At 56.5% G+C, this 22,135-nt stretch carries 22 protein-coding genes; 9 read left to right on the top strand and 13 right to left on the bottom strand.

Translation table 11 applies throughout. The annotated features are described in order from the left end of the window. Positions 1-16 precede the first annotated feature (16 nt). Positions 17-922, top strand: a complete 906-nt coding sequence (locus DFR26_RS07080) for a DMT family transporter (protein WP_116208271.1) — start codon at positions 17-19, stop codon at positions 920-922. Here the strand turns inward: DFR26_RS07080 and DFR26_RS07075 are convergent. Genes DFR26_RS07075 through ffh form a run of 8 tightly spaced genes read right to left on the bottom strand, consistent with a single transcriptional unit; the run spans position 872 to position 9,629 of the window. After that, positions 872-2,506: an ArnT family glycosyltransferase gene (locus DFR26_RS07075; RefSeq protein WP_116208270.1), complete on the bottom strand. Its 1,635-nt coding sequence runs from the start codon at positions 2,504-2,506 to the stop codon at positions 872-874. The genes DFR26_RS07080 and DFR26_RS07075 overlap by 51 nt on opposite strands. Further along, complete coding sequence (locus tag DFR26_RS07070) at positions 2,503-3,447, bottom strand: lysylphosphatidylglycerol synthase transmembrane domain-containing protein (RefSeq protein WP_181899013.1); 945 nt, start codon at positions 3,445-3,447, stop codon at positions 2,503-2,505. The genes DFR26_RS07075 and DFR26_RS07070 overlap by 4 nt, the downstream gene beginning before the upstream one ends. After that, positions 3,447-4,310, bottom strand: coding sequence for a decaprenyl-phosphate phosphoribosyltransferase (locus tag DFR26_RS07065; protein WP_116208268.1), 864 nt, complete (start codon positions 4,308-4,310; stop codon positions 3,447-3,449). The genes DFR26_RS07070 and DFR26_RS07065 overlap by 1 nt, the downstream gene beginning before the upstream one ends. Positions 4,311-4,333: 23 nt before the next feature. Then, entirely contained in the window at positions 4,334-5,497 is a 1,164-nt protein-coding gene (locus DFR26_RS07060) for a hypothetical protein (RefSeq protein WP_116208267.1), read from the bottom strand. Then, positions 5,487-6,098 (bottom strand): HAD-IB family hydrolase, encoded by a 612-nt coding sequence (locus DFR26_RS07055; protein WP_116208266.1) that lies wholly within the window; start codon positions 6,096-6,098, stop codon positions 5,487-5,489. The genes DFR26_RS07060 and DFR26_RS07055 overlap by 11 nt, the downstream gene beginning before the upstream one ends. Further along, positions 6,095-6,832, bottom strand: coding sequence for an SDR family oxidoreductase (locus tag DFR26_RS07050; RefSeq protein ID WP_116208265.1), 738 nt, complete (start codon positions 6,830-6,832; stop codon positions 6,095-6,097). The genes DFR26_RS07055 and DFR26_RS07050 overlap by 4 nt, the downstream gene beginning before the upstream one ends. Further along, a complete protein-coding gene (locus tag DFR26_RS07045) occupies positions 6,829-8,142 on the bottom strand; it encodes an FAD-binding oxidoreductase (protein ID WP_116208264.1) in 1,314 nt (437 codons plus the stop codon). Before DFR26_RS07045 ends, DFR26_RS07050 begins: the two co-directional genes overlap by 4 nt. A gap of 2 nt (positions 8,143-8,144) precedes the next feature. After that, positions 8,145-9,629, bottom strand: coding sequence for a signal recognition particle protein (gene ffh / locus DFR26_RS07040; RefSeq protein WP_116208263.1), 1,485 nt, complete (start codon positions 9,627-9,629; stop codon positions 8,145-8,147). A gap of 120 nt (positions 9,630-9,749) precedes the next feature. Here ffh and DFR26_RS07035 point away from each other — a divergent pair, with 120 nt between their 5' ends. Together DFR26_RS07035 and DFR26_RS07030 are read left to right on the top strand one after the other, a co-directional pair. Continuing rightward, positions 9,750-10,562 carry a cytochrome C assembly family protein gene (locus tag DFR26_RS07035; RefSeq protein ID WP_116208262.1) on the top strand — a complete coding sequence of 271 codons (813 nt, stop codon included), beginning with the start codon at positions 9,750-9,752 and terminating at the stop codon, positions 10,560-10,562. Positions 10,563-10,565: 3 nt separating this feature from the next. After that, the gene (locus tag DFR26_RS07030; RefSeq protein WP_116208261.1) at positions 10,566-11,435 is read left to right on the top strand and encodes a transporter associated domain-containing protein; all 870 of its coding nucleotides are present in this window, start codon (positions 10,566-10,568) and stop codon (positions 11,433-11,435) included. Positions 11,436-11,462: 27 nt separating this feature from the next. Here the strand turns inward: DFR26_RS07030 and purT are convergent, their stop codons facing one another. The 4 genes from purT to DFR26_RS07010 all read right to left on the bottom strand — a co-directional run bounded on the left by purT (position 11,463) and on the right by DFR26_RS07010 (position 14,135). Continuing rightward, positions 11,463-12,659 (bottom strand): formate-dependent phosphoribosylglycinamide formyltransferase, encoded by a 1,197-nt coding sequence (purT, locus tag DFR26_RS07025; protein WP_116208260.1) that lies wholly within the window; start codon positions 12,657-12,659, stop codon positions 11,463-11,465. 31 nt (positions 12,660-12,690) lie between these two features. Next, positions 12,691-12,915, bottom strand: coding sequence for a DUF1289 domain-containing protein (locus DFR26_RS07020; RefSeq protein ID WP_116208569.1), 225 nt, complete (start codon positions 12,913-12,915; stop codon positions 12,691-12,693). Positions 12,916-12,984: 69 nt separating this feature from the next. After that, entirely contained in the window at positions 12,985-13,506 is a 522-nt protein-coding gene (locus DFR26_RS07015) for a gamma carbonic anhydrase family protein (RefSeq protein WP_116208259.1), read from the bottom strand. Continuing rightward, positions 13,503-14,135: a CoA pyrophosphatase gene (locus tag DFR26_RS07010; protein ID WP_116208258.1), complete on the bottom strand. Its 633-nt coding sequence runs from the start codon at positions 14,133-14,135 to the stop codon at positions 13,503-13,505. The genes DFR26_RS07015 and DFR26_RS07010 overlap by 4 nt, the downstream gene beginning before the upstream one ends. A 55-nt stretch (positions 14,136-14,190) precedes the next feature. Here DFR26_RS07010 and DFR26_RS07005 point away from each other — a divergent pair, with 55 nt between their 5' ends. The 6 genes from DFR26_RS07005 (at position 14,191) to DFR26_RS06980 (ending at position 21,783) form a co-directional block, all read left to right on the top strand. Beyond that, positions 14,191-14,742: an NUDIX hydrolase gene (locus DFR26_RS07005; RefSeq protein ID WP_116208257.1), complete on the top strand. Its 552-nt coding sequence runs from the start codon at positions 14,191-14,193 to the stop codon at positions 14,740-14,742. Positions 14,743-14,897: 155 nt separating this feature from the next. Next, positions 14,898-16,202 (top strand): acyl-CoA dehydrogenase family protein, encoded by a 1,305-nt coding sequence (locus DFR26_RS07000; RefSeq protein ID WP_116208256.1) that lies wholly within the window; start codon positions 14,898-14,900, stop codon positions 16,200-16,202. A gap of 79 nt (positions 16,203-16,281) precedes the next feature. Next, complete coding sequence (locus DFR26_RS06995; protein WP_116208255.1) at positions 16,282-17,487, top strand: acyl-CoA dehydrogenase family protein; 1,206 nt, start codon at positions 16,282-16,284, stop codon at positions 17,485-17,487. A gap of 67 nt (positions 17,488-17,554) precedes the next feature. After that, entirely contained in the window at positions 17,555-18,034 is a 480-nt protein-coding gene (bfr, locus tag DFR26_RS06990) for a bacterioferritin (RefSeq protein WP_116208254.1), read from the top strand. Positions 18,035-18,150: 116 nt separating this feature from the next. Beyond that, a complete protein-coding gene (locus DFR26_RS06985) occupies positions 18,151-18,309 on the top strand; it encodes a YqaE/Pmp3 family membrane protein (protein ID WP_116208253.1) in 159 nt (52 codons plus the stop codon). A gap of 36 nt (positions 18,310-18,345) precedes the next feature. After that, positions 18,346-21,783, top strand: coding sequence for a DNA methyltransferase (locus DFR26_RS06980; protein ID WP_116208252.1), 3,438 nt, complete (start codon positions 18,346-18,348; stop codon positions 21,781-21,783). 86 nt (positions 21,784-21,869) lie between these two features. Here the strand turns inward: DFR26_RS06980 and DFR26_RS06975 are convergent, their stop codons facing one another. Beyond that, on the bottom strand, positions 21,870-22,085 hold the full coding sequence (locus DFR26_RS06975; RefSeq protein WP_116208251.1) for a hypothetical protein: 216 nt from the start codon (positions 22,083-22,085) through the stop codon (positions 21,870-21,872). Between the last annotated feature and the right edge of the window lie 50 nt (positions 22,086-22,135).

Below are 22,135 nucleotides of genomic sequence, written 5' to 3'. Positions count from 1 at the left end.
TTATGGTTGCTGCGCTATGCGTTATGAAGCCCCACCGCAGTCGATTTGGCGCGGCCTCGCCTTACTCACGCTGTCGGCGTTTTTATTCGCCACCATGGGCGTGTTTATTCGCCAGGCATCGCACACGGTCAACAACGAAACCATCGTATTTTTCCGAAATCTCACCGGCTCATTGATGCTGCTGCCGCTGCTAGCAATACATGGCACCGCGCTGCTGAAAACCCAGGTATTTCATAAACATTTGTGGCGCAGCGTGGTGGGTTTAGCCGCCATGTATGGCTTTTTCTACGCCATCGCGGAGTTGCCGCTCGCCAGCGCGATGGTCTTTACCTACTCCTCGCCGGTATTTATTCCGCTCATTGCTTGGCTGTTTTTAAAAGAGCAAATTACCGCGCGCATGATGTTTGCGGCCGGTCTCGGCATGGTCGGCGTGCTGATGATCTGCCGGCCTGATCTCGCCGGCATGGGCTTTATCTCGGTGGTCGGCATGAGTGCTAGCCTGCTCGCGGCCATGGCGTTTGTCACCGTCCGCGCGCTCTCGGGCAGCGAACCGACCACGCGCATCGTGCTGTATTTCAGCTTAATTTCGGTGTGCATCTCGGCCATCCCGATGCTCTGGGCGTGGCGCGCCCTGAGCCTGCACGAATACGCGTGGGTGTTGGGCGCCGGCGTGTTGGCGACCTTTAGTCAGCTCGCCATGTCGCGCGCCTATAGCTTAGCGCCGGCGGGGCGCATTGGCCCAGCAGCGTATTTGGCCATCGTCTTTGCTGGCTTGTGGGCGTGGCTATTGTGGGATGAGCTGCCCGAGACCTTGGCGGTCGCGGGCATTGTCATTATCTTTTTAGCCACCCTGATGTGCCTCGATAGCCCGCTATTCTGGCGCAAAATAACGCGACGTAAAGGCACACTCGCCGCGCGGTAGCCAGCTCGGAAATTGGTAAAAACGCGCACGAATGGGCATTAGCACCTGCTCAAAATAGGTCTCGTAGCGAAAGCCTTCGCCAGCGAGAAAATGAAAGGCGTGGCCGCGATAATTCACCGTGAAGCGTCGCGCGCTGGTGAACCATTGCTCGGCGTGAGGTTGCTCATTGGGCTTTTTCAAGAGCAGCAGCACGGGCTTGCCCGCCAACGCCCGAAAATCGGTCAAGCTGTCATCAAAGCGAGCATATTTGGCCCCCTCGCCCATGACCATCACGGGCTCGCGTGCCTGATAGGCCAGTACCGAGGCCGATGAGTAACTCAACGTCGCCAGCGCGCGTGGCGTCTCCGTCGGTTCGGGCACTAACGCATCCACACCTAAACTCTGCCGCGCCGCTTCGGCCTCCCACACTGGCTGCCACGCACCGGCTTGCAAGGCCTCGGCCTCGGCTCGGGCCTGCTGCAAAATCGCCGGCGCCTCGGTCATGGCGAGCACATACCATTGTACGCGTGGCTGATGCTTCCAGGCCGACAGCGGCGCATAAATAATGGCCAGCAACAGCAGTACATGCGCCACACTGATCCAGCTCAGCAGTGCCGAGAGCCGTATAAAGCGCGCCACCGGCAATGGCCAGAGCAGCACCAAGACCATGGGGTAGAACCACAGCACCCAGTGCAGGCCGATGCTTTTACTGAGACTTACCCAAAGGAAGCCGAGACCCGCCGTCCACGCCAATGTCGCGGCGAGTTTCAGCACCGCTTGCAGGGCCGGCGTGAGGCTGCTGCGTTGGCGCTGCGCCGCCACCAATGCCCACCAGATCGGCGGCAAAATCACATAGGCCATCATGGCTAAATAAGTCGCCAAACTTTGCCAACCAAGGTTGCTGTCGGCCGTGCGATTGACCAGATTAAACAGCAGGTTGGACCAGCAATGCGTGTAATTCCAATACAGGTTGACCAGCCCAAAGGGGATGGCCACCAGCACCAGCAGCACGCCATGCTGCCAAAAGCGGCGGCCCGCCAGCGCGTAAAACGCCACAAAGCCGAGGCCTAAAAACACCGCAAAGTATTTTGATAAAAACGCCAAGCCCAAACACACACCGGCCAACGCCGCCCAGCGCCGTTGCTGCGTAATAAGCCCCTGCGCTGCCGCCACAAAGGCCAGCGCGGCAAATAAAATGCAGCCGGTGTCGGTGAGCGTAAAGACATTGATCAGGCTTAATGGACTGAGCGTAAACAGCAGCGCTAACCAGCGGGCTTTCACCGGGTCATGCGGGCGCAACAGGGCGTAAAGCGCCGCCGCGATGATCAGCTCAGTGAGCAGGCCCGGCAGCCGCAGCCAGAGTGCATGGTCGCTAACCAACAGCTGCATGGCCATAAGCCAGCCGGCCATCGGCGGATGGTCGTAATAACCATAGTCGAGGTGCTGCCCCCAGAGCACGAAATAGGCTTCGTCGCCGGTCATTGGCAGGCCATAGGCGATGGCAACTTTGATCGCCACCACAACGGCGTAGATCCAGGCCGCCTGCAGGCTCAGGGCGCGCGCCATGGGGCCACGCTTGGCGTTTGTATTCACGGCGTTATTCATTGGTGCGATTCGTTAGCATGAGACGCTTGATTGGGCAGGCGCAACACCGCCAACAGGCCAAGCAGCACAGCAAACCACAGCGTGGCGAGGCGAATGATCACTGTCGCCGCCACCGCTTCCGGCAAGCTCAGGCCTTGTAACACTAAGAGCCCGGTCATCGTCGCCTCAGTACCGCCCAAACCACCCGGCATAAAACTCAGCGCGCCAATGAGCATGGAAAATCCATAAATAAACAGCGCAATCTCAAAGGCCATGTCAGGCATCAGCGTGCGCAGCACCAGCCATGCGCCAAGGCCCTCTGCCAGCCATGCCACGACGCTTAAACCTTGCACCTGCCAGAGCAAACGGCCGCGCCAAAAGGCGCGACTACTGGCCGCCACATTGGCCAGCCACTGCACGCCTTGGCGCTCACCGCCATAGTGCCGCAAGAGCCGCTCGGGCCACGTGGTACGCAACACCATCAGCCCAATCAGCAAGGCTAACACCAACACCACATAATAAATTTCGCCCTGATGCAGCTGCGCCAACCCCGCGGCGGTAATGATCAATACCGCGATTAAGTCGGCGACACGCTCGCTGAAAAACATCGCCGCTGTGTGGTGGAAGGTCACGCCATAGGGCTTGAGAAAGACGCCACGAATCAGCTCGCCGGCCTTGCCGGGTGTGGTGGTCAGCGCGAAACCGGCGAGGTAGATGCGCAGGTTATCTAGGCGAGAAATGCTGTGATCATTGCTGGCGATATAGAGCCGCCAGCGCTCGGCGCGCAGACCATAATTGACCAAGGAGAGGAGCAGCGCCAAGACCAAGGCCTGCCAGCCAATATGCGCCATGGCGGCAAGCACTTCGCGCCAGCCCGACCACAACGCAAACACCAAATACGCCGCCGCACCGATGCCAACCGAGAGCATCAGCAGTCGCAATTGGCGAGAACTTAAGGTCATCAGGCCACCAACCATAAGGTCATAATAAGCCAGCCCAAGCCAGCACCTAAGATGTGCGGATCACGAATTAATTCGCGCGACGGGTCGCCGCCGCCGGCCTCGCGGTGCAGCAAATACAGGTAGCGAAAGCAGGCATAAATGACAAAGGGCACGGTGAAAATCAGCTGGTCGGTGTTGTGAATGCGGCGCACATCGACATCCATGGTGTAGAGGCTATAGCTGAAGATCATGCCCATGCAGGTGATGCTAATGAGCTGATCGAGTAAGCCTGCCGAATAATGCTCAAGCACACGGCGATGGCCGCCCGCGGTGTCATTGAGCGCAAGCATTTCGGCGCGCCGCTTGATGAAGCCCAAAAATAGCGTGGTCCACAGGCCGCAAAACAATAGCCAGTTTGATGGCGGGATATCAACGCCGTCGGTGCCGGCCAAAATGCGCAACATAAAGCCCGCTGAAATGCAGAAAATATCGAGCAGCACGACACGCTTGAGCTTGTGCGTGTAAATGAGATTGAGCACTAAATACGCCGCAATATAGCCCGCTACCGGCGGATTCGCCGACCAGGCAATGCTCAACGCCAGGGCGGCCAGCACGCCTGCCAGCAGTAAAGCTTGGCGTGGGCTGACCGCGCCCGCGGCAATAGGCCGCAAGCGCTTGGTGGGGTGCTGGCGATCGCGCTCGGCATCGGCGAGGTCATTGAATACATACACGCAGCTCGAGGCCAAGCAGAAGGCAATAAACGCCAGCAACACCGCCTGCACTTGCTCGGGCACATCCCAGCCGTGACCGAAAACTAGACCGGTGAGTACGAAGCCATTTTTGACCCACTGATGTGGGCGCATGAGTTTGATTATTTTATTCATGTAAAAAAGCTATATATTTAAATTTAGAATCTTTGAAATGCATTAGTAACACCCATACCGCCGAATGCTACAGAACAAGCAATTAGTGAAGCAAGTGTAATTTTACTTTTATTAAAATAATAAATTAAAAGAATCTTAAATTTTTCATCATTTGCAGCCACAAAAGAGGTTGCAACAAAAAGATTTGTTAAAGAAATAGACCACCACCTAAAATGGTCATAGCCTATGGGATAAATTAATAATGGCGAAAAGGCTGATAATATGAAGACATGCTTTAATCGAACATTTTTATTTTTTACATCCGCTCGAATAATTCTAAAAAATACTAACATTAGGGGACTGACAAACAATGCCACCTTAATGCTCTCATAAAGCCTTTCAGAAGAAAATCCATTTCTAACGGTTAGAAGAAAATTATCTCTAATGCTACCATTATGCAAAATACTCACAGCCAACTCGCTAACCCTACCTCCATATTTAGACTCTAAAGAAAGCACGTGCTCATAAAAGCTCATATCATAGTAAATTGCCTCTGTACTTATTATATATCCCAAAAAAACCAAACACGAAAAAAGTAGCACAATAAATAACTTTTCTTTTGGCTCTTCACTTTTGTAAAGCCAAAAAGACAATACCAGTGGAGCATACATGAACAGTCCACCCTCATGAATTAATATAATAATAACAACAGAAGCCACTACAATGATTTTAGAAAAAATATTTACGCTAAAGCTCAAAAGTAATAGTAAAGAAATTGCAATTATTAGTTGCAAATGGTCAAAGCGACCTATATCACTCCAAAAGTGCTGCATTGAAAATGAACCGAAAAACGCCAAAAAAACGAAAATGCAGGCACCAAAACTTCTAATATCATCTTTAAAGGGATAATAGATTACAGCAAAAAAAACTATAGAGAGAACTGCCATGCAATAGTTGGCAAATATCTGAACATTTTCATAATTTATAACAAATCCAAACTGGAAAAGCACCTCACCAACAAACCCCCTTTTATTAAATCCGCTCTGATAGTTAAACAAGTATTGAGTAAAGCGAAAATTACTTAGTTGGCTTTCGTTGATGTTTAAAAAATAGACCAATAAAAACAGAGATATAAATATAGCAATGATAAAAAAATATGGCAGCCTACTATTTCTCAATATATTAGAGTTTTTGATTTCATAAGCCATTGAATTTTAAGAACCCATGCTCGGCCATTGCCAACATCTCTTGATCGCCGCGGCTATCGCCATACGCGGCAAAAATACGATCTACGCCAAAATGCGCTTTCAGGCGCACCGCCTTCTCAGGTCCATAGCAGTTTGGTGTGGCCATTTGGCCGCTGAGACGGCCGTCTGCATCAGCACCGAGCTCGGTGGCCAACACCGCTTCAAAGCCGTGCAGCTCAGCCCATGGCCGCAAATACAAGGCCAAAGTCGCGCTCACCAACACGCAATGATGCCCCTGCTTTTGATGATGGCGCAGACGCGCCATGGCTTCGGGGCGAAGGGTTTTGGCGATCTGCTGCGTGGCAAAATCGCGCGAACGTACCTCAAGCGGATGACGCATGCGCCCGCGCAAAAAAATCCTAATGACACGAGCTTTCGCCCGGTCGTTGCTCATTAAGCGCGTGACATAGGCGAGCAGCACCGGTAGGCAGCGCAAAAAATAGCCAATAAATTTCCACCACGGCGTAACAAACCACAGCCAACGAAAAAATGACTCGCCGCGCGTTAGCGTGCCATCAAAATCAAACGCCACGATGGTCGGTTGCTTAACAATAACCGTCATAATTTCAATCGCTTAAAGACGAACTCCGGCACATGCTGAATGATCAGCATAATCAATCGCCAAAACGATGGCAGATACACCGTGTTTTTGCCAGCCGCCTGCGCCGAGACAATCTGCTCGCCGAGCACCATGGGGTCGGCGACCAAAAACAAGCCGGGTAAGCCCCAAGTCATCCGCGTATCAACAAAGCCCGGCTTCACGGTCAGTACCGACACACCGTCGGCAAACAAGCGGTTGCGCAGGCCGGCTAAATAAATGCTAAAGCCACCTTTGGCGGCGCCATACACATAGTTGCTTTGCCGGCCCCGGTCGCCAGCAACCGAGCCGATGCCAACAATAAACCCGTGTTTGCGCGCCGCGAAGGCATCGGCGGCGGCATTGAGCAATGCCACGGGGCCAGTGAAGTTACGCGCGAGCACCTGCAATGCCGGCGTGTCGCGGCGCATGGCATCGCTGTCGTCGGGCATCCAGCCGGCCGCCATCAGCACGCCGTCCATGTGGCCATGTGCGGTTTCCAAGTCATCCCAGCGCGCGCTGAGCTGATCGGCATCATCGAGATCGAGCGCGGCAACTTGCACATGGCTGGCAAAACGCAGGCGAATATCACGGCTGATGCGTTCGAGCTCGGCCATGTCGCGACCGGCGAGCACCAAGCGTTGGCCTTGCTTGGCCCAGGCAAAGGCGCAACCGCGGGCGATGGCCGAGGTAGCGCCGACGATTAAAATTTGCGTCATGGCGCCATCTCCAAACGCTGACCGAGGCTGGAGACAAACAGGCCATCGGGGTCGAGTTCACGGCGAATCGCCTGCCACTCACTCAGGCGCGGATACATGGCCTGCACACTCGCGGCGCTGAGGCGCGCATCTTTGGCTAAATACACGCGGCCGGCATGGGCGAGCACGATGGCATCGAGCCGATCGAGCAAGGCCAATGTGCCAGCGCGCAGGGGTAAATCCAGCGCTAAGGTCATGCCCGGTATGGGGAATGACAAGAGGCCATCGGAGGCCGCGCCAAAGCGCTTGAGCACCGCTAAAAAGCTGGCATTGCCAGCTGACGAGACAGCTTTTAGTACATCGCCAATACAGGCTTCAGCAGCCTCATTGGCCACAACAAATTGGTATTGCACGAAGCCGGGTTTGCCATAGAGGCGATGCCATTGCTTGATGCCATCGAGCGGGTAGAAAAAGGGCTCAATGCCGCAGCGAAACGGCTTGGTTTTGCGGCCTTCCCAGCGGTAGTAAAAGGCATTGAATGCGCCCACGGTATAGCGATTAAGCGCCACGCTCGGCACATTCAGCGGTAAGCCGATTTTCGCCTCGCGCGGGCCAGCGCTGAGCGCGCCATCGGTATGATGACCGCGCATAAACACCGAGCGGCCAAGTTTAGACCCCCGTGCCAAACAGTCGATCCACGACACCGTGTACTCGTCGTCGTGCTCGGCAGCGTGCATTAAGGCGATGGATTCGCGCAGGTTGGCCGCTGGCACATGCTGCACCAGCATGTCACTGGAGGGAATGCGCTTGAGCTGAATTTCCACCTCGCCAATGAGCCCGGTCATGCCCATGCCGCCGAGCGTGGCGTTGAAGGCTGGCGTGCCCGGCAAGCAGGTCATTGGCCCGCTCGCGGTAAACAGCTCAACGGCGCGCACACAGCTGGCAAAGCTGCCCACGTGGTGATGATTTTTACCGTGCACATCGGCGGCAATCGCACCGCCGAGCGTGACGTAGCGTGTACCCGGCGTGACCGGCAAAAACCAGCCTTTGGCCATCACCGCGTGCAAGATGGCATCGAGCGTGACGCCGGCTTCGGCACGTAACACGCCGGTGTCGGCATCGAAGCCTAAGAAACGATCGAGGCGCTCGGTGAGCACGGTGGTGCCACGCGCACTGATGGCGGCATCGCCGTAAGCACGGCCCATGCCGCGCGCGATGGAGGCTTGTTGCGCCCACGCCGCGAGCTCACGGTATTGCTCGGGGCGCGCGAGGTTGGCATCGACTTCTGGGTAACGACCCCAGCCGCTCAACGCGGCAGTTTTTGTACGCATGATTAGCGCTTCTTAAACGGCAGGCCGGGGCCGCCTAAACCGGGCAGGCCGCCGCCGGGAAATCCGGGTGGCAACGCACCCTGCCCGCCGCCTTTCGCCGCACCGCCGCCCATGCCCGGCATATCGTCCATCATGCCCGGTGGTAGCTTGCCCTGCATGCCCTTGAGCATTTTCATCATGCCGCTGGGGTTGGCGAATTTTTTCATCATTTTCGCCATTTGCGTGTGCTGCTTGAGCACGCGATTGACCTCTTGAATGGTCGTGCCCGAGCCATTGGCAATACGGCGTTTGCGCGAGCCATTAATGAGATCAGGCTTTTGCCGCTCACCAAAGGTCATCGACTGAATAATCGCTTCCATTTGCTTCATCTGCTTTTCTGGCGCACCACCGGCCATGGCCTGCTGCATGGCCGCCGCATTCATGCCGGGCAGCTTGTCGAGCAGGCCGCCCATGCCGCCGAGATTACGCATTTGTTGGAATTGTTCGAGCATGTCTTGCAGGTCAAAGCCTTTGCCTTTTTGCAGCTTTTTCGCGAGTTTCTCGGCCTTGTCTTTGTCTATTTTGGCCTCGACCTGCTCAACCAGCGAGAGCACATCGCCCATGCCCAAAATGCGCTGCGCCACACGGTCGGGATGAAATAGCTCCAGCGCATCGGTCTTCTCGCCCATGCCCATAAAACGAATCGGCTTGCCGGTAATCGCGCGCACCGACAGCGCCGCGCCACCACGGGCATCGCCATCGGCTTTCGCCAGCACCACGCCGGTTAATGGCAAGGCGTCATTGAAGGCTTTCGCGGTGTTGGCGGCGTCTTGGCCGGTCATCGCGTCAACAACAAACAGCGTCTCGATCGGCTTGATGGCCGCGTGCAGGCGGCGAATCTCCGCCATCATGGCTTCATCAATGGCCAAGCGACCGGCGGTGTCGACCAGCAACACATCGGCAAATTGACGCTTGGCGGCGTCGATGGCGCCGTTGGCAATGGCAACCGGATCTTGGTCTACCGTCGAGGGGTGAAATAGCACATCAACATCGCGCGCGAGGGTCTCTAACTGAGCAATGGCCGCGGGGCGATAGACGTCGGCCGAAACCACCATCACCGTCTTTTTCTGCTGCTTTAAATAACGCGCGAGCTTGGCCACCGTGGTGGTTTTACCCGCACCTTGCAGGCCGGCCATGAGAATAATCGCCGGCGGCGCGCAGTTTAAATTTAAACCAGTGTTGGCCTCACCAAGCGTGGCGACTAACTCTTCGTGAACAATTTTCACGAAGGCCTGACCGGGCTGTAGCTGCGTTAATACCTCTTGGCCTAACGCTGATGCCTTGATGCGCTCAACAAAGTCCTTCACCACCGGCAGCGCGACATCAGCCTCAAGCAAGGCCATGCGGACTTCGCGCAGCGTATCTTTAATATTGTCTTCGTTGAGGCGTGCGCTACCGCTGATGGCGCGCAGGCTCTGACTGAGGCGGTCGGTTAGGTTGTCAAACATGAGCTATCCTGTGGCGGCTGTTTTCGCGTGTGTCGGCGATTATAGGCTGCCTGCGCGACTGGCGCACGGACTCTGGCTTATGCCACACTCCATTTATCGATTGTTTGGTCGCCGTTTGTCATGGATGCCCTACCCGCACTGCTTGCCTTAGTGGCTATCGCTTGCTATCTCATCGCCGCTGGCCGTGTTGCGCGCGCCGTGGCGCAGCGTCGTGTGCCGGCGCGCGGACCGCTATTGGCGCTGATTAGTGTGGCGTTATTGCTGCATATCATGGTCTTACACGAGGCCATCATTGGCCCCAATGGCCTGCGCTTTGGCCTATTTAATATCGCCTTAATGCACGGCTGGTTGCTGGCGCTGCTGGCGCTGTTGGTGAATGTGTATCGCCCAGTGCAGGGCATTTACTTGATCGCCATGCCCTTAGCGGCGTTTGAGCTGAGCTTAGGCGTGGTCGGCCATGATCCCCACACCACGGCGCTCACCCTAACGCCGGCCATTGAAGGGCATATCTTGCTGTCGCTGCTAGCCTATAGCCTGCTTAGCATCGCCGCCTTGCAAGCCGTGCTAGTGCATTGGCAAGAGCGCGCACTACGCCGCCATCAACGCGGTTTGCTGCTGGCATTGCCAGCCTTGCAGACCATGGAAAGCATGCTCTTTGAGCTCATTGCTGTCGGTTTTATCTTGCTCAGTTTGGCCATCGGCTCCGGCTTTTTTGTGCTCGATGACCTGTTCGCGCAACACGTGGCGCACAAAACCATTTTCACGCTGATGGCTTGGCTGGTATTTGTAGGACTTTTAGCTGGTCGGCATTGGCGCGGCTGGCGCGGGCGCACCGCCGTGCGCTTTACGCTGATTGGTTTTGCCCTACTGCTGCTCGGCTTTGTTGGCTCGAAATTTGTGCTTGAGCTGCTGCTCACGCCGGCGGCGAGCTAAACCATGGTGCTGTGGCAGGCCCTGCTGGTGCTGCTGGTATTTATACTGCTGCTGCTTGGGGTGGGCTGGCGCAGCCATCCGCACTGGCTGGCGTGGCTCGCGAAGACCATCGGCAAACGCCCCTCCGCACGCTTAAGTTTGAGTAAGTTAGTCGGCCGCCTGCTCTTGCCACCGCTGCATCAGCGCCTTTTGCAAGGCTTACTCGACCTCGACCACAGCACCGTCAACGACATCATGATTCCGCGCCAAGCGGTCAGCGGCATCGACCTCGATGGCAGCGATGAAGACATTTTGCAGACCCTGAAAAGCACCATGCACACGCGCTTGCCGGTGTTTCATGGCGACCTAAACCAGACCGTGGGCATTTTGCATGTGCGCAATACCACGCGCTTTTTAGGCCACGCGGATCTGAACAAAGCGGCGATTATGCAGTTCGTACGCAGTCCGTATTTCCTCCCCGAACGCACGCCCTTACCAACACAACTCTTAGAATTTCAAAAACAGCGACGCCGTTTAGGCTTGGTGGTTGATGAGTATGGCGATGTGCAAGGCATCGTCACGCTGGAGGCGATTTTGGAGGAGCTAGTCGGTGAGTTCACCACACGCGCCGTGGATCGCCACCCCGACATCAGTGCCACTGCTGATGGCGCTCGCCTCATCGATGGTGCCGCAAGTTTACGTGCCATTAACCGCACGCTCGGATGGGCATTGCCGGTGGAAGGCCCGCGCACGCTCAATGGCTTATTGCTCGATAGGCTCGAGGCGATTCCCGATGCGCCCGTGTGTTTGCGGATCGCAGACTATTTCATTGAGGTGCGCGAGTTGCGCGGACATTTGATTCGTAGCGCCAGCATTTGGCAGGCCGCTAGCTAGGCCATCATGTGCCAATGCGCAGCGCCCCTAAAGCGTCACGCTAATCTTCGCAATCACCGCGCGCGCCTTCGCACGCGCTGCGTCAATGCTCTCCGCCTGCGCCAACGCCACGCCCAAACGGCGCTGACCGGCGACCTCGGGCTTGGCAAATAAACGCAAGTCGGTGTCGGGCTCGGCCAAGGCCTGGGCAACACCATCAAAACGCATTTGCGTGGAATGACCACTGACTAACAACACACACGATGCCGATGGCCCCATTTGGCGAATCAGCGGAATGGGCAGGCCTAAAATCGCGCGCGCATGCAGGCTAAACTCCGAGAGATTTTGCGACATTAAGGTCACCAAGCCGGTGTCGTGTGGGCGTGGCGACACCTCGCTAAACCACACGGCATCGCCTTTGACAAAAAACTCCATGCCAAATAATCCCCAGCCACCGAGCTCGCCCGACACCGCCTCGGCGATGCGTTCAGCCTCGGCCAACGCCTTCGCCGACATCGCTTGCGGCTGCCACGATTCGCGGTAATCACCGGCTTCCTGCAAATGCCCAATGGGCGCACAAAATGACGTACCACCGGCATGACGCACCGTTAGCAGCGTGATTTCATAATCAAAATCAATAAAGCCCTCAACAATCACCCGACCAGCACCGGCGCGCCCACCCGATTGCGCGTAGTCCCACGAGGTCTGTCGGTCGGCCTGCGTTTTCACCACGCTCTGACCCTTGCCCGACGATGACATAATCGGCTTCACCACACAGGGCATGCCGACTGTGTCAACGGCGGCGCAAAAATCAGCAAAATTATCGACAAAGACATAAGGCGAGGTCGCCAAGCCCAGCGTCTCGGCCGCCAAGCGACGAATACCCTCACGGTTCATGGTCAGCTGCGCCGCGCGTGCGGTCGGCACCACACACCAGCCCTCATGCTCCAGCGCCACCAGCTCATCGGTGGCGATGGCCTCAATCTCGGGCACGATCAGCGCCGGTTTTTCCTGCTCAATAATGCGCCGAAGCGCCGCACCATCAAGCATCGAGACCACGTGTGAACGGTCGGCGACCTGCATGGCCGGCGCATTGGCATAACGATCAACGGCAATGACCTCGCAACCCAAACCTTTCAGCGCCATGACCACTTCGCGTCCCAACTCGCCAGCGCCCAAGAGCATGACGCGCGTGGCGCTCGCGGAGAATGGCGTACCGAGGGCGATGGCTTGGCGTGTGGTCATGAGTAACTCCTGCGGGGCCACTCAATGGTGGCTAATCGGGGTGATGGGCCGTGCTGCGTTGCGCCACAGCACTGGTTTGGCGCTCGGCACGACGCTGCGTGTAAATTCGTGTCAGGATTTTGCGTTGCTGGCTCAGTGTCAACAAGCCCCAGCTGCGAATTTCCGCCATGCTGCGCTGGCAGCCTAAGCAGACATCGTCGGCATTAAGTTTACACAGACCCACACAGGGAGACAGCGATTTAGCAGGAGATGGCATAGCGACCTCACGTAAATAAAGTCGCCAATGTGCCATGTTCGCTGATCAATTCAATTGGACGAAAACCGTTCAGTCTTGGGCTTTGAGCTCATCACGAAAGCGCCGCGCATTCTCGACGTAATGCTGCGCACTGAGCAAGAGCATCTGCCGTTGCGGCTCCGGCACTTCGCGCATCACGCGCCCAGGCGAGCCCACCACCAGTGAATAATCCGGAATTTCCTTGCCCTCGCCGATCAAGGCATTGGCGCCAATCACACAGCCTTTGCCGACTTTGGCGCCATTTAAAATCACCGCACCAATGCCCACCAGCGAGCCATCGCCAATCTGGCAGCCGTGCAGCATAGCCTGATGGCCCACGGTGACATTGCTGCCGATCGTTAGAGGAAAACCATAGTCGGTGTGCAGTACCGCGCCATCTTGCACATTGGAATTTTCGCCAATGGTGATTTGGTCGCAATCGCCACGCACCACGGCGTTGAACCACACGCTGCTGCGCTCACACAAACGCACCGAGCCGATGACCGTGGCGTTATCGGCCACCCAATGCTCGCCATCGGCTTCTACGCGGCGCTCGCCCAATTGGTATTTCATGCGTCATCTCCGGTTGCCGTGGCGGCTTTCGGCACCAAGATGCCGGGTAAAATTGGCGGCCACGGATAATCAATGTGATGGTCAAACGCCTCGCGCATAAACTGCACCAGCATGTGCGCGGTGAGGCCCCAAATAATGTAGTGCTTATAGCGAAAACACGGCACGACTAAGTCCATACCGCGAAAATTAATGCGGTGATCACGCGTGGCTTTATTGTCGAAAAAAAACTGCAGCGGCACGCGAAACACACTGTCGATCTCTTCCGGATTGCCTACCAGCTCGGGCTCGCCGTGAATCACGCCAATGATGGGCATCACCAAAATGCCGCTTTTCGCGCGTGAGGGTTTCATGGCGCCAACCACCTCCACCGTCGAGGGTGGCAGTGCCACTTCCTCCTCACTCTCACGCAAGGCGGTGATGGCTAGCGTGAGATCATCGGCATCGCGCTTGCCGCCAGGAAAAGCCACTTCGCCGGCGTGCGAGTTCATGTGCAGCGCCCGTTGCGTGAGCAAAATACTCGGCTCCGGCGTCAGGCTGAGACCAATCAGCACCGCTGCATCGGCGCGTACGCGGCTGTCAAATGGCGTGAGGCGCTGCTTGAGTGTTTCAATAATTGGCAATGTCGTCATGCCTGAATCATACACACCCTCAGGTATACTGGAACGCGTTTACGGGAGCTTTGTTATGAAATTTTGCAGTAATTGTGGCAGTGAAGTAACACAGCGCATCCCCGAGGGCGACACCCGCCCGCGCTATATTTGCGACGCCTGCCACACCACGCACTACCAAAACCCCAATATCATTGCCGGCTGCCTGCCCATTTGGGGCGATGAAGTCTTGCTCTGCCGCCGCGCCATTGAGCCGCGCCACGGCTACTGGACGGTGCCCGCAGGCTTTATGGAAAATGGTGAAACCGTCGCCGAGGGCGCTGCCCGCGAAACCTGGGAGGAGGCCGAAGCCAACGTGCGCGACCTAACGCTCTATGCCATGTTCAATATTCCCTACATCAACCAAGTTTATATGCTGCATCGTGCGCATTTGGTCGATGGCAAATTCGGCATTGGCGTGGAGTCGCTGGAGTGCCGATTATTTAAAGAAGAAGACATCCCCTGGGATGAGCTGGCGTTTCCGTCAGTCAAACGCACGCTGAAATACTATTTTGAAGACCGCAAGCGCGGCGAATACCCCTTGCATATCGATGATCTGCGGCCACCGCAAAAGCGCATTCAGCCCTAAACTACCGTGAAGCCTCACCGCAAAAAACCGCCGCGTTCAGCCAAGGTGCCGGCCTGCCGCTGAAATGACAGACTCATCGGTCATCTAAGCCAACCCATTGGCGCGTTTTCTGTGCATGATCGGCGCGTACCGCCCTATCTTGCACAGGAGCTCGAATGAACGCCTCAGACATCCAAGGCCTAGGCATCTCTGCCCTTAGCCGCTTCGCCCAATCCTCACTGGCCGACACACTCAAGCTGCGCAAGCCGGTAGAAGCCCTGCTCTATCGCGGCAGCAAGGCCGGCTTTCAATTGGCCAGCGCCAGCGCGCGCCTATTTAAACCCACCAATGGCCAAGGCCAGCAGCGCCTCAAGCCCGCCAGCAGCGCCGGCCTGTTTGACTTAAGCCTGAGCGATGAGCAGCAGATGATGCGCGACTCATTGCAGCGCTTTGCCAGCGATAGCCTGCGCCCACGCGCGCACGATGCCGACGCCGCCGCGACCTGTCCGGCGGACTTACGCGCTGAGGCGCAAGCGCTTGGCTTAGCGCTCTATGCCGTGCCTGAAGCCTTGGGCGGTGTCGCCAGCGAGTCCACCGTGGTCACGCAAGTCTTAGCCGCTGAAGATCTGGCGCATGGCGATTTGTCCTTGGCAGCGGCTTTGCTAGCGCCCATGTCGGTGGCCAATGCCATCACACGCTGGGGCAGCGAGCGCCAACAAGCGCTGTATTTGCCGGCCTTTGCCGACGACTCGCCGCCGCTGGCGAGCATTGCCGTGAACGAACCCACAGTGCTGTTTAACCCGCTGCAATTGGCCACCACGGCGCGCCGCGAGGGCTCAGGCTTTGTCTTGAATGGCGAAAAATCCGTGGTTATGGGTGGTGCCAGTGCCGAGCTATTGCTCATTGCCGCCATGCTCGATGGTCAGCCGCAGGTGTTCATCGTGCCCGCCGGCAGCGATGGCTTACGCTTTGCAGATGACCCCGCCATGGGCCTGAAAGCCGCCGAGACCGTGAAACTGCGCCTCGATGACGTGGCACTGCCGCTTGACGCACTGCTCGGCGAAGGTGAGTTGGATTATCAGGGCTTTCTCGACCACGGCTACTTGGCCTGGTGCGCGCTCGCCACCGGTACCGCACAGGCGGTGATGGACTACGTGGTGCCCTATGTGAATGAGCGCGAGGCCTTTGGCGAACCGATTTCGCATCGCCAAGGCGTGGCGTTTATGGTCGCCGACATGGCCATTGAGGTCGATGCCATGCGCATCATGACCTGGCGCGCGGCGGCCTTGGCCGAGGCCGGCAAGCCGTTTCATCGCGAGGTGTATTTAGCACGGCTGCTGTGTGCGGAAAAGGCCATGCAAATCGGCACCAATGGCGTGCAGCTACTCGGCGGCCACGGCTTTACCAAGGAGCATCCGGTGGAGCGCTGGTATCGCGATTTGCGGTTTATTGCGATTGCCCACGGCGGTCTGCATTTATAAACACGCCCCCGTTGTACACCGGCAACGTGACGACTTTGACCCCGTCGCGCGCTAAGTACCCCTGTATTGGAGACACGCCATGAATCTTGAAACCCCGAAAAAATTTGCCATGCTCATCGAGCAGGCCAAGCAAGTCGCTGACAATTTCTACCGGCCCATTTCGCGCAAATACGACCGCGCCGAACACGCTTATCCGAAAGAGCTCGACCTGCTCGCCTCCTTGCTCGATGGCATGAATGAAGGTTCCGATGAAGCCACCGGCGCCACCAGCGCCAGTAAACGACCAAGCACCGGCGACACCACGGGCGTGCGCAATGGCGGCAATCTCTCCGCCGCCCTCGGCGCCATGGAGCTTTGCCGTGGCGATGTTGGCCTGCTGCTGTCGATTCCACGCCAAGGCTTGGGCAATGCCGCCATTGCGGCGGTAGCCAACGATGAACAGCTGGCGCGCTTCAAAGGTAAATGGGCGGCCATGGCCATCACCGAGCCAAGCTGCGGCTCCGACTCCGCCGCCATTCGCACCACGGCGGTGAAAGATGGCGATGACTACATCCTCAATGGCGAGAAAATCTACGTCACCGCTGGCGCCCGCGCCGAGTGCGTGGTGGTCTGGGCCACGCTCGATAAGTCACTCGGCAAAGCCGCCATTAAGTCGTTTGTGGTCGAACACGGCACACCGGGCATGGAAGTCACACGCCTCGAACACAAGCTCGGCATCAAGGCCTCCGACACCGCAGCGATTAACTTTACCGACTGCCGCGTACCGGCCGCCAACCTCCTCGGCACGCCGGAAATTGACCTGCAAAAAGGCTTTGCCGGCGTCATGGAAACCTTCGACAACACCCGCCCCTTGGTCGCTGCCATGGCTGTCGGGGTCGCCGCGGCGGCCATTGAGCGCATGAAGACACTGCTCGCCGAACACATCGACCCGAACTACGCCACGCTGCCGCTCAACAGCACGCACGCCGAAGCCACGCTCTACCGGCTGGAGGCCGAATGGGAGGCCGCGCGCTTGCTCACGCTGAAAGCCGCCTGGATGGCCGATAACAAAAAGCCGAACTCGAAAGAGGCGTCGATTTGCAAAGCCAAGGCTGGACGCGTGGCCAATGAGGTCACGCTGAAATGCGTGGAGCTCGCTGCCTCGCTCGGTTATGGCGAAGATGAACTGCTGGAGAAATGGTCACGCGACTCGAAAATTCTCGATATTTTCGAAGGCACGCAACAGATTCAGCAGCTCATTATTGCGCGTCGTGTGCTTGGCAAAAGCTCGGCACAACTCAAGTAAGGCTTGCGACACGGATGCCCAGCGGCGACACTCTGGGCATCCATTCGTAAGCTAAGGAGCGCCAGCGATGAAAGGCGACAAAACCGTCATTGCGCATTTGAATAAAACACTGGCCAATGAGCTGGTGGCCATTAACCAGTATTTTTTGCATGCCCGCATGTATGACGACTGGGGCCTGAAGAAGCTCGGCGCGCATGAGTATCACGAGTCCATCGACGAGATGAAGCACGCGGACTTACTGATCAAGCGCATCTTATTTTTAGAAGGCCTGCCGAACCTGCAAGACCTCGGCAAACTGATGATCGGTGAGAATACCGAGGAAATGCTGAAGTCGGATTTGGCGCTTGAGCACAAGGCCATTCCGGATTTGCGCGAGGCCATTGCCTATTGTGAGAGCGTCAGCGACTACGGCAGCCGCGATTTGTTTCAGCACATTCTCGATGCCGAAGAAGAGCATGTGGACTGGTTGGAAACGCAGCTCGGTCTGATTGAAAAAGTCGGTATTCAGAACTATCTGCAGACGCAGATGGAAGGTGCTGATAGTTAATAATGGTGATGGCCACTGAGTGGGGGGAGTTAGGACTGCGCTACGGCGTTCGCCTATTCGCGCCGTCCTAACTCCCCCCACTCAGCGCCCCCCTGTTCTTCACGTCGGAGTGCATGATGAGTAAATTGATCATTATTTTGCTGGCGATTTTTCTGCCACCCATTGCCGTGTTTATCAAAGAAGGCTTTGGCCTGCAGCTATTGCTAAATATCCTGTTGTGCCTGCTGTTTGTGCTGCCCGGCTCGATCCATGCACTGTGGCTCAATATGCGCTAATGGCCTAGTACCTTTAAACAAAGGAAAGCAAAAGTGATGGATCACGTTGAGGCATTTGTAGCGCGCTGGCAATTTGCCGGTGGCAGTGAACGAGCCAATTATCAGCTGTTTTTAACCGAGCTGTGCGCGCTGCTGGAGCTGCCACTGCCGGAACCGGCTTGCGATGACACCCGCGATAACGCCTATGTGTTTGAGCGCCGTGTGGTCATCAAGCAGCCCGATGGCAGTGCGAATAACGGCTTTATTGATCTCTACAAGCGCGGCTGCTTTGTCCTAGAAGCCAAGCAAACGGGCAAAACCCTCGATAGTCATGGCTGGGATAAAGCCATGCTGCGCGCGCACAACCAAGCTGATCAATACATACGCGCACTGCCCACCGACGATGGTCGCCCACCCTTTATTGTGGTCGTGGATGTCGGTCGCAACATCGAGCTCTACGCCGAGTTCAGCCGATCCGGCGCGACCTACACACCCTATCCAGACTCGCGCAATCACCGCATTCGCCTGGAAGACTTGCGCAACCCAGAGATTCGCGAGCGCCTGAAGGCAGTTTGGCAGCAGCCCCTAAATCTTGATCCCGCGCGGCTTTCTGCCAAAGTCACGCGCGACATTGCCAATCAGCTAGCAAAACTCGCCCGCTCACTCGAACTCGATGGCAATGACCCTCAACATGTTGCCGGCTTTCTCATGCGCGCACTCTTTACCATGTTTGCTGAAGATGTTGGCCTGCTGCCCGAGCGTGGGTTTACCGAGCTATTGCAACGCCTAAAAACCAAGCCCGAGACCTTTGCACCAATGCTGGAGCACCTCTGGCAAACCATGAATAGCGGTGGCTTTTCGCCGATTTTAGAAAGCACGTTACTGAAATTTAACGGCGGCCTTTTTGCCGACCATAGCGCCATTGCGCTCAATCGTGAGCAAATGGCGCTACTGCTAAAAGCTGCCGAAGCCGATTGGCGCTATGTCGAGCCCGCCATTTTTGGCACCTTGCTCGAACGCGCCCTAGATGCCAAAGAGCGCCACAAACTCGGTGCGCATTACACACCGCGCGCCTATGTCGAACGCCTCGTGTTGCCCACAGTCATTGAGCCCTTACGCGGCGAATGGAAAGAAGTGCAAGTCGCCGCCCTCACTTACGATGGCCAAGGCAAACGCAAAGAAGCCGTCGCCGAAATCCGCGCCTTTCATCGCCACCTTTGCGATGTCCGAGTGCTCGATCCCGCTTGCGGCAGCGGCAACTTTCTCTACGTCACCCTCGAACACATGAAACGTCTCGAAGGTGAAGTGCTCAACCTGCTGCATGACCTCGGCGAATCGCAAGGCCTGCTCGAGCTCGAAGGCGTGACCGTCGATCCGCACCAATTTCTCGGCATCGAAATCAACCCACGCGCCGCGCGCATCGCCGAAATCGTGCTGTGGATAGGCTATCTGCAATGGCACTTCCGTACCCACGGCTCCGTGAACCCACCCGAGCCGGTCTTGCGCGATTTCAAAAACATCGAAAACCGCGACGCGCTCATCGCCTACGACGCCATGGAGCTGATCACCGACGAACACGGCAAACCCATTACGCGCTGGGATGGCAGCAGCATGAAGACCAGCCCGATTACCGGCGAGCTCATCCCCGATGAAAGCGCGCAACAACCGCAATATCGCTACACCAAGCCACGCAAAGCCGAATGGCCGCGTGCCGATTATATTGTTGGCAATCCACCGTTTATTGGCGATAAAGCCATGCGCCGAGCACTTGGCGAGGGCTACGTTGATGCCTTGCGGCAAACATGGTCTGAGCTGCCGGAGTCTGCCGATTTTGTTATGCACTGGTGGCATATTTCTGCTGAAAAAACTCGCCAAGGCGAAATACAACGCTTTGGATTCATCACGACTAATAGCATTAAGCAGACGTTTAATAGGCGAGTAATTGAGGCTCAGCTCAGCGCTAAAATTCCACTGTCACTGGTGTTCGCAATTCCCGACCACCCTTGGGTAGATTCAACTGATGGTGCCGCCGTACGAATTGCAATGACGGTTGGTGCAGGTGGTGAGGTTGCTGGTCGCCAGCTAAGCTCGTGGGCAGAAGCAAGAACAGATTTAGAGGAAGTCGATGTTTCCTTGCAAGAAAGGCAGGGCAAGATTTTTGCAGACTTAAACATTGGTGCAGATGTAGCGAGCTCACAAAAGCTGCAAGCAAACAACGCAATCTCTTCAAATGGTGTAATGCTTGCTGGTGCGGGGTTTATTGTGACGCCAGAAGAAGCGAGCAGTCTTGGTTTAGGTGTAGTGCCTGATCTTCAAAATCATATTCGCGCATATCGTAATGGTCGTGACTTAGCACAAACACCACGTGTCTCAATGGTTATTGATTTTTATGGCTTAGACGTTGATAACGTCCGACTTCGTTTTCCAGATGCCTACCAATGGATCCTGGACAATGTAAAGCCGGATCGTGATCAAAATAATCGTGCAAAAATAAAGCGTGACTGGTGGATTTTCGCGGAAGCACGAAAAAATCTACGAGCGGCCTGCCTGAGCCTGCCTCGTTTTATTGCGACGGTTGAAACAAGTAAGCACAGGCATTTTCAGTTTTTAGATACCGCGATTTTGCCAGACCATATGCTGATTGCGATCGCAATTAAGGATGCGTACTTTTTAGGCGTGCTCTCCAGCCGTACACATGTCGCTTGGGCATTGGCTGCTGGCGGGACGCTTGAGGATAGACCGCGCTACAACAAATCCGTCTGCTTCGAGACTTATCCCTTCCCCGATGCCAGCGCCGAGCAGCAAGCTGAAATTCGACGGCTCGCCGAACACATCGATGCGCATCGCAAGCAACAACAAGCCGCGCACGCCGAGCTCACGCTCACTGGCATCTACAATGTGCTGGAAAAATTACGCGCTGGCGAGGCGCTCACGGCCAAAGACAAAGTCATCCACGAGCAAGGCTTGGTGTCGGTGCTGCGCGAGTTGCACGACGACCTAGATCGCGCGGTATTCGCCGCTTATGGCTGGGATGATTTGGCCAAGGTGCTCGTCGGCTTGCCGGGAGCCACCACGCCGCTATTGATCAAATCGGAAGCACAGGCGCAAGCCGAAGAAACCCTGCTCATGCGCCTAGTCGAGCTCAACAGCCAGCGCGCCGCCGAAGAAGCACAAGGGCTGGTTCGTTGGTTGCGCCCGGACTACCAAAACCCCAGTGCCAGCACCGCGCCGCAGCAAACCGAAGCAAGTTTGACCGAGCTAGACAGCGAGACCGTGGCAGCGAGCAAACCCAGCGCTAAAAGTGCCTGGCCAAAACAGATGCGCGAGCAAGTCGCTGCCGTTCGCCAAGCGCTCAGTGTTGGTGCTCAACGCCCCGAAACTATTGCCGCTCATTTCAAACGCTCACCCACATCATCGGTCATTGCCGTACTAGAAGCGTTAGAAGAGCTCGGTATGGTCGAGCACCACCAAGGCCATTACCGACTCGCCGCCTAACGCTGTGGCGGGTGGGGCCTAAGGTGGCGGTGCGAATAGGCGAACGCCGTAGCACAGCCGCCTTAGGCCCCACTCGCCACGGCCAATTAAACCGGCCATTGCTCCGCAATGATAATGACGCCGGAATTCGCCAGCTTCTTTTCATAATCACTGAGCGTGGCTTGAAACTGCGCTTTGTTGCGATTACCAAATAAGCCACGACGACGCACGCTTTCCCACATCGAGCCGCCTTCCTCGCGTTCAAATAAATAAAAACCACCGTCTTCGCGCTGCTCGATTTTCCATTCCACACTGCGGGTCATAATTTTCTCTCTGGTTGGGTCGTGCAGGTGCAGCGATCATGGGCGGGGGC

Origin of the sequence: Paraperlucidibaca baekdonensis (assembly GCF_003387535.1) — a bacterium.
Taxonomy (GTDB): Bacteria; Pseudomonadota; Gammaproteobacteria; order Pseudomonadales; family Moraxellaceae; genus Perlucidibaca; species Perlucidibaca baekdonensis.
This window is presented reverse-complemented; position numbering and strand designations above follow the sequence as displayed.

Bases quoted from the DNA above. Each gene is read 5' to 3' on its own strand.
- DFR26_RS07080 (WP_116208271.1), top strand. From the start codon at position 17: ATGCGTTATGAAGCCCCACCGCAGTCGATTTGGCGCGGCCTCGCCTTA.
- DFR26_RS07075 (WP_116208270.1), bottom strand. From the start codon at position 2,506: ATGAATAACGCCGTGAATACAAACGCCAAGCGTGGCCCCATGGCGCGC.
- DFR26_RS07070 (WP_181899013.1), bottom strand. From the start codon at position 3,447: ATGACCTTAAGTTCTCGCCAATTGCGACTGCTGATGCTCTCGGTTGGC.
- DFR26_RS07065 (WP_116208268.1), bottom strand. From the start codon at position 4,310: ATGAATAAAATAATCAAACTCATGCGCCCACATCAGTGGGTCAAAAAT.
- DFR26_RS07060 (WP_116208267.1), bottom strand. From the start codon at position 5,497: ATGGCTTATGAAATCAAAAACTCTAATATATTGAGAAATAGTAGGCTG.
- DFR26_RS07055 (WP_116208266.1), bottom strand. From the start codon at position 6,098: ATGACGGTTATTGTTAAGCAACCGACCATCGTGGCGTTTGATTTTGAT.
- DFR26_RS07050 (WP_116208265.1), bottom strand. From the start codon at position 6,832: ATGACGCAAATTTTAATCGTCGGCGCTACCTCGGCCATCGCCCGCGGT.
- DFR26_RS07045 (WP_116208264.1), bottom strand. From the start codon at position 8,142: ATGCGTACAAAAACTGCCGCGTTGAGCGGCTGGGGTCGTTACCCAGAA.
- ffh (WP_116208263.1), bottom strand. From the start codon at position 9,629: ATGTTTGACAACCTAACCGACCGCCTCAGTCAGAGCCTGCGCGCCATC.
- DFR26_RS07035 (WP_116208262.1), top strand. From the start codon at position 9,750: ATGGATGCCCTACCCGCACTGCTTGCCTTAGTGGCTATCGCTTGCTAT.
- DFR26_RS07030 (WP_116208261.1), top strand. From the start codon at position 10,566: ATGGTGCTGTGGCAGGCCCTGCTGGTGCTGCTGGTATTTATACTGCTG.
- purT (WP_116208260.1), bottom strand. From the start codon at position 12,659: ATGACCACACGCCAAGCCATCGCCCTCGGTACGCCATTCTCCGCGAGC.
- DFR26_RS07020 (WP_116208569.1), bottom strand. From the start codon at position 12,915: ATGCCATCTCCTGCTAAATCGCTGTCTCCCTGTGTGGGTCTGTGTAAA.
- DFR26_RS07015 (WP_116208259.1), bottom strand. From the start codon at position 13,506: ATGAAATACCAATTGGGCGAGCGCCGCGTAGAAGCCGATGGCGAGCAT.
- DFR26_RS07010 (WP_116208258.1), bottom strand. From the start codon at position 14,135: ATGACGACATTGCCAATTATTGAAACACTCAAGCAGCGCCTCACGCCA.
- DFR26_RS07005 (WP_116208257.1), top strand. From the start codon at position 14,191: ATGAAATTTTGCAGTAATTGTGGCAGTGAAGTAACACAGCGCATCCCC.
- DFR26_RS07000 (WP_116208256.1), top strand. From the start codon at position 14,898: ATGAACGCCTCAGACATCCAAGGCCTAGGCATCTCTGCCCTTAGCCGC.
- DFR26_RS06995 (WP_116208255.1), top strand. From the start codon at position 16,282: ATGAATCTTGAAACCCCGAAAAAATTTGCCATGCTCATCGAGCAGGCC.
- bfr (WP_116208254.1), top strand. From the start codon at position 17,555: ATGAAAGGCGACAAAACCGTCATTGCGCATTTGAATAAAACACTGGCC.
- DFR26_RS06985 (WP_116208253.1), top strand. From the start codon at position 18,151: ATGAGTAAATTGATCATTATTTTGCTGGCGATTTTTCTGCCACCCATT.
- DFR26_RS06980 (WP_116208252.1), top strand. From the start codon at position 18,346: ATGGATCACGTTGAGGCATTTGTAGCGCGCTGGCAATTTGCCGGTGGC.
- DFR26_RS06975 (WP_116208251.1), bottom strand. From the start codon at position 22,085: ATGACCCGCAGTGTGGAATGGAAAATCGAGCAGCGCGAAGACGGTGGT.